Origin of the sequence: Acinetobacter sp. 1294596 (assembly GCF_000582925.1) — a bacterium.
GTDB lineage: Bacteria > Pseudomonadota > Gammaproteobacteria > Pseudomonadales > Moraxellaceae > Acinetobacter > Acinetobacter radioresistens.
On sequence record NZ_JFCC01000003.1, the window covers coordinates 134,939 to 141,342 of the forward strand.

Consider the following 6,404-nt stretch of genomic DNA (forward strand, 5'->3'; position numbering starts at 1 on the left):
GTGAGGTTATGAGCTTGGCTTGGACACTCTGGCAGGAGCGGGGTTATGCCGGATGCGCTACGCTACTCATCTTTCAAATTGAACTCATAATAACAGAAAGGTTTTTGTTTTCTTATGGCAAATCCTATGCGTATTGCAAGCTATACACGAGTTGCACATAGCATGCTTTGAGTTACCTGCTTATAACTAAAAGAAACACTTTAGAATTGTGTTAAATCTTCACTACACCTAGTATTTACTATCAAATAACTAACTGAATGAAGAGGGGAGATTGATGACGAATACTAATAATAATCAGTCAGCAGGTTTTATTTCCAGTGCTGTGAAAGTGGCTAAAAAGCTCAGTTCTACAGGTTTGGATATGCTGAATCAAGCAACGCCTGGCGGTGCCACTAAGCAGAATGGACAGACAGATCAGAATCAGGTTATAGAAGGCTCTGCTCGTGTAAAAAGTCCAATGGAAGCTAGTCCTGATGATCATCCACAGCATATTTTACGTGATTATGTTCCCAAAATGTCACGTCAACTATTAGGTCGTCATTACAACCGTTTTAATGGTGTTGCTAATTTTATTCCTCCTGAAGTCAGCAACAAAATCTCTGATTATATGTTTGAATGCCTGAGTGAACTCAGTTCACAACTCAGTTCGGTGGAAGCCATTTTAAGCGAGGCAGGTGCCAGTAAACTTGAAGAGCTCGAAAAAGATCCTAAACGTTCAAAACGTTTAAGTCAGGCTCTGGCAGAGCAGAATAAATGGATTGCATCAGTCCAAGGCGCGGTCAGCGGTGCCACTGGTATTGTAGGGGCTGCGGTTGATGTACCAGCATCTCTAGCGTTAGCTCTTAGAACCATTTACCAGACCGGACGGGCGCATGGCTTCGATTTGAAAGAAGATCAGGAAATTGTACAGCATGTGCTGCGACAGATTGACATGGGTTTAATTGCTGAAAAACAGGCAATACTGATGGGCCTTAAAGCTGTGAGCGGTATGCTGCAAAATAATGATGTTTCACAGTTACAGCAGCTGTTAGGGTCGAGTAATGATTTTGAAATGCTTAAAAAATGGATCGGGCAGGATGGTCAGCGACAAGATAATCCTACTGTTTTTTCTAAGCTATCTATATTGACTAAACTTACTCCTTTGGCTGGTGCAACAGTTGGCGCAATCTATAGCTGGAAACTGGTTGAAGAGGCCAGCCAAAAGGCACAGACAGCATTTGCTGAAGCACGATCTTATCTAGAGCAGCATAACGACTCTTCACTTTCACCTCTGGAAGCATTTAACCGTTCAGAAAAAGCCTTAGAGCAGGCAAGTCCTACGGTTTCTGCCAAACCGGAAAAAATTGAACAGCCGGAACAGGTCAATCTTGACAAGGTAAAAGAAGTTGAGCTTAAAGACCATGACACGATTGCCAAGGTGAAAGTTCAGAAAAAACCTTCTGAAGAAGAGAAAAAGACAAAAGCTGATATTGAGCAGGAAGTTCAGCAAGATATCGAAAGCTTGGCGGAAGATATGGTGGAGCCTCATGAAGCAGTAGAGCCTCAAAAGACTGCTGTTCCATTAGATGAAGATAACCCGGTAGTTGATGAGGAAGAACTGGTTGCTAGCAATCAGGCTAAACTTGCAGCCGAAGAAGCAATAGATAAGCCTGTTGATCAGGTTAAAGTTGAAACTGATGACACTACAAACTCTTCTACAGAAGCTAAAGAAGCAGTTACAAAAAACTCTTCTTCGAAAAAATAGACTAAAAACATAAAAGCTTGATAAATAAGCTTTGTCAGGTACTTGGTCAACATTTGTTATGGCATCAAATGTTGACCATTTTTGTGTCTTGGCTTACAATTGCATGCCCTCAAAAAGTGGTATTTTTTTTGAGGTTTTTTATTTACGGGAGAATTGCCATATGGCAACAACAAATCAGTTGATCCGCAAGGGTCGTACGACTTTGGTTGAGAAATCCAAAGTTCCTGCGTTGAAGGCTTGTCCACAACGTCGTGGTGTTTGTACACGTGTTTATACAACTACACCTAAAAAACCTAACTCAGCAATGCGTAAAGTTTGCCGTGTTCGCTTAACTTCAGGCTTTGAAGTATCAAGCTATATCGGTGGTGAAGGCCATAACCTGCAAGAGCACAGTGTTGTTCTGATCCGTGGTGGTCGTGTTAAAGACTTACCAGGTGTACGTTACCATACCGTTCGTGGTTCTTTAGACTGCGCTGGCGTTAAAGATCGTAACCAGTCACGTTCTAAATATGGTGCTAAACGTCCTAAGAAATAATTTCTTAAGGATATAGAGCCACAAACCTTTATCGTCTCGCTTGTCTGATTTCTGCATTTATTTTTGTGAAATTCAAGCGACGTGTAGTAAGGCCAGCGAATGCACACGACACTTTGTGCTACTGCTGGATTAACCTGAAGTGTCATATTTATAGGTAGTTTAAAATGCCAAGACGTCGCGTAGTCGCTGCTCGTGAAATCCTTCCGGATCCAAAATTCAGCAGCCAAACCATCGCTAAATTCATGAACCACGTAATGCAAGATGGTAAAAAATCTATTGCTGAAAGTATCGTTTACGGTGCTTTAGACCGCGTTCAAGAAAAAAACAAAGTAGATCCGGTTGAATTTTTCGAGACTACTCTTGAAAAAGTTCGCCCTATGGTCGAAGTAAAAGCACGCCGTGTTGGTGGTGCTACTTATCAAGTACCTATGGAAGTGCGCCCATCCCGTCGTACTGCCCTAGCAATGCGTTGGTTAGTAGATGCTGCTGCTAAGCGTTCTGAAAAAACTATGGCTTTACGTCTTGCTGGTGAGTTGCTAGATGCAGCTGAAGGTAAAGGCGCAGCGATCAAAAAACGTGAAGATGTGCACCGTATGGCTGAAGCTAACAAAGCCTTCTCTCACTACCGCTTCTAAGCGGTTAAAACAGGCCCTAATCAGGAAGATGATAGGCATGTTTTTCATTGATATGTCATCAATTCGCTTTAAGTTGCAAAAGTAGCTTAAAGCGTCCTGTTTTAACAACAAAATTTAGGAATGCAAGAAATCATGGCTCGTCAAACCCCAATTTCTCGTTACCGTAATATTGGTATCTCTGCGCATATTGACGCAGGTAAAACAACTACGTCTGAACGTATTTTGTTTTACACAGGTGTTTCTCACAAAATCGGTGAGGTACACGACGGTGCCGCGACTATGGACTGGATGGAACAAGAGCAAGAACGTGGTATTACCATTACTTCTGCTGCAACTACTTGTTTCTGGTCTGGTATGGGTAACCAATTCCCGCAACACCGTATCAACGTAATTGATACCCCGGGACACGTTGACTTTACAATCGAAGTTGAACGTTCTATGCGTGTACTTGATGGTGCATGCATGGTGTACTGTGCGGTAGGTGGTGTACAGCCTCAGTCTGAAACAGTATGGCGTCAGGCAAACAAATATAAAGTACCTCGTTTGGCATTCGTGAACAAGATGGACCGTACTGGCGCCAACTTCTTCCGTGTTGTTGAACAAATGAAATCACGTCTGGGTGCAAATCCAGTACCTGTAGTAATCCCTGTCGGTGCTGAAGATACTTTCACCGGTGTTGTTGACTTGATCGAAATGAAGTCAATTATCTGGGATGAAGCGTCTCAAGGCATGCAGTTTGAATACGGCGAAATTCCAGCTGATCTTCAAGATCTGGCTGAAGAATGGCGTGTGAACATGGTTGAAGCCGCTGCTGAAGCTTCAGAAGAGTTAATGGACAAATACCTGGAAGAAGGTGATCTTTCTAAAGAAGACATCAAGAAAGGTTTACGTGCCCGTACATTAGCGTCTGAAATTCAACCTATGCTTTGCGGTTCTGCATTCAAGAACAAAGGTGTTCAACGTATGTTGGATGCAGTAATTGAGTTCTTGCCTGCTCCTACTGACGTTGAAGCGATCAAGGGTATTCTTGACGACAAGGCTGAAACTGAAGCGACTCGTGAAGCATCTGATGAAGCACCGTTCTCTGCTCTTGCATTCAAAATCATGAATGACAAATTCGTAGGTAACCTGACATTCGTTCGTGTTTATTCTGGTGTATTAAAACAGGGCGATCCTGTATACAACCCGGTTAAATCTAAGCGTGAACGTATTGGCCGTATCGTGCAGATGCATGCCAATGAGCGTCAGGATCTTGATGAGATCCGTGCAGGTGATATCGCAGCATGTGTAGGCCTGAAAGACGTAACTACAGGTGATACTCTGTGTGATGAGAAAAACATCATTACGCTTGAGCGTATGGAATTCCCAGAGCCAGTAATTTCATTGGCTGTTGAGCCAAAAACTAAAGCTGACCAAGAAAAAATGTCAATTGCTTTAGGTCGTCTGGCGAAAGAAGATCCATCGTTCCGTGTTCGTACTGATGAAGAATCAGGTCAGACCATTATTGCTGGTATGGGTGAACTTCACCTTGACATCATCGTTGACCGTATGAAGCGTGAATTCGGTGTTGAAGCGAATATTGGTAAACCAATGGTTGCTTACCGCGAAACAATCAAAAAGACTGTTGAGCAAGAAGGTAAATTCGTACGTCAAACAGGTGGTAAGGGTAAATTCGGTCATGTATATGTCCGTCTTGAGCCTATTGATGTTGACGAAGCTGGTAAAGAATACGAATTCGCTGAAGAAGTTGTTGGTGGTGTAGTACCTAAAGAATTCTTCGGTGCAGTTGACAAAGGTATTCAAGAACGTATGAAGAATGGTGTACTGGCTGGTTACCCTGTTGTGGGTATTAAAGCGACACTATTTGATGGTTCTTACCACGATGTCGACTCTGACGAATTATCGTTCAAAATGGCAGGTTCTTATGCCTTCCGTGACGGTTTCATGAAAGCAGATCCTGTTCTTCTTGAACCTATCATGAAAGTTGAAGTAGAAACTCCAGAAGACTACATGGGCGACATCATGGGCGACTTGAACCGTCGTCGTGGTATGGTTCAGGGTATGGACGACTTACCTGGCGGTACTAAAGCTATCCGTGCAGAAGTTCCACTGGCTGAGATGTTTGGCTACGCGACTCAAATGCGTTCTATGTCTCAAGGCCGTGCAACATACTCAATGGAATTCGCTAAATATGCTGAAACTCCACGTAACGTGGCTGAAGGCATCATCAGCAAATTCCAATCTGGCGGTAAAAAAGGTGACGACGAGTAATCTTTCGATTACTATAAGCCCAAACTAATTCTTAGTTAAAAACCAAGTGCTCATGGGGTGACCCTCCATGAGTAGTTAATAAAGGAAGATCATCATGGCTAAAGCCAAGTTTGAACGTAATAAGCCACACGTAAACGTGGGCACAATCGGTCACGTTGACCATGGTAAAACAACTTTAACCGCTGCGATTGCAACAATCTGTGCAAAAACTTACGGCGGTGAAGCGAAAGATTACGCAGCAATTGACTCTGCACCAGAAGAAAAAGCGCGTGGTATTACCATTAATACTTCACACGTAGAATATGACTCTCCAACTCGTCACTACGCTCACGTAGACTGCCCGGGCCACGCTGACTATGTTAAAAACATGATCACTGGTGCTGCTCAGATGGACGGCGCGATCCTTGTATGTGCAGCAACTGATGGCCCAATGCCACAGACTCGTGAACACATCCTGCTTTCTCGTCAGGTTGGTGTACCTTACATCATCGTGTTCCTGAACAAATGTGACCTTGTTGATGACGAAGAGTTACTTGAACTGGTAGAAATGGAAGTTCGTGAACTTCTGTCTACTTATGACTTCCCAGGTGATGACACTCCAATCATCCGTGGTTCAGCTCTTCAAGCACTGAACGGCAACGACAGTCAGTATGGCGAGTCTGCAGTTCTTGCTCTGGTTGAAGCGCTTGACACTTACATTCCAGAACCAGAACGTGCAATCGACAAAGCATTCCTGATGCCAATCGAAGACGTATTCTCAATTTCAGGTCGTGGTACAGTAGTTACTGGCCGTGTTGAGTCTGGTATTGTTAAAGTCGGCGAAGAAGTTGAAATCGTTGGTATCAAAGATACAGTTAAAACGACTGTAACGGGTGTAGAAATGTTCCGTAAGCTGCTTGACGAAGGTCGTGCAGGCGAGAACTGTGGTGTTCTGCTACGTGGTACTAAACGTGAAGACGTTCAGCGTGGTCAGGTACTGGCTAAACCAGGTACAATCAAGCCGCACACTAAATTTGATGCAGAAGTATATGTACTTTCTAAAGAAGAAGGTGGTCGTCACACTCCATTCCTGAATGGTTACCGTCCACAGTTCTACTTCCGTACAACTGACGTAACTGGTGCGATCCAGCTGAAAGAAGGCGTTGAAATGGTTATGCCAGGTGACAACGTTGAGATGTCAGTTGAGCTGATCCACCCGATCGCGATGGACGCTGGTCTG

5 protein-coding genes are annotated in these 6,404 nt (G+C 43.7%); all 5 read left to right on the forward strand.

All coding sequences use genetic code 11. From position 1 onward, the window contains the following. Window positions 1–274: 274 nt before the first annotated feature. The gene (locus tag J502_RS02800; protein ID WP_005406608.1) at window positions 275–1,744 is read left to right on the forward strand and encodes an EcsC family protein; all 1,470 of its coding nucleotides are present in this window, start codon (window positions 275–277) and stop codon (window positions 1,742–1,744) included. 160 nt (window positions 1,745–1,904) lie between these two features. After that, window positions 1,905–2,279: a 30S ribosomal protein S12 gene (gene rpsL, locus J502_RS02805; protein ID WP_000246374.1), complete on the forward strand. Its 375-nt coding sequence runs from the start codon at window positions 1,905–1,907 to the stop codon at window positions 2,277–2,279. Between the two features lie 164 nt (window positions 2,280–2,443). Beyond that, the gene (rpsG, locus tag J502_RS02810) at window positions 2,444–2,914 is read left to right on the forward strand and encodes a 30S ribosomal protein S7 (protein ID WP_004655203.1); all 471 of its coding nucleotides are present in this window, start codon (window positions 2,444–2,446) and stop codon (window positions 2,912–2,914) included. Window positions 2,915–3,046: 132 nt separating this feature from the next. Continuing rightward, window positions 3,047–5,185 (forward strand): elongation factor G, encoded by a 2,139-nt coding sequence (gene fusA / locus J502_RS02815; RefSeq protein WP_005027507.1) that lies wholly within the window; start codon window positions 3,047–3,049, stop codon window positions 5,183–5,185. A gap of 94 nt (window positions 5,186–5,279) precedes the next feature. After that, on the forward strand, window positions 5,280–6,404 hold a 1,125-nt coding region (gene tuf / locus J502_RS02820), incomplete at its 3' end, for an elongation factor Tu (protein ID WP_034683033.1).